Source organism: Bittarella massiliensis (ex Durand et al. 2017) (genome assembly GCF_017566145.1).
Taxonomy (GTDB): domain Bacteria; phylum Bacillota; class Clostridia; order Oscillospirales; family Ruminococcaceae; genus Bittarella; species Bittarella massiliensis_A.
On sequence record NZ_JABFCL010000239.1, the window covers coordinates 1 to 220 of the forward strand.

Below are 220 nucleotides of genomic sequence, written 5' to 3' on the forward strand. Positions count from 1 at the left end.
GAGGATATGAGCCGAAGCGACGTGAATATCATTGCCACGGTTAATCCGAAGACACACCAGATCCTACTTGTAACCACACCTCGTGATTACTATGTGGAGATTCCTGGTATTTCCGGAGGAATGAGGGATAAGCTTACACATGCCGGAAACTACGGAGTGGTTGTGTCTATTGATACTTTGGAAGAACTGTATCAGGTATCGATTCCATTCTACGCACGGT

At 45.9% G+C, this 220-nt stretch carries 1 protein-coding gene; it reads left to right on the forward strand.

What is annotated here, in order from left to right:
* Positions 1-21: 21 nt before the first annotated feature.
* The coding region (locus HJY11_RS14180; RefSeq protein WP_368041630.1) for an LCP family glycopolymer transferase at positions 22-220 on the forward strand (199 nt) is incomplete at its 3' end.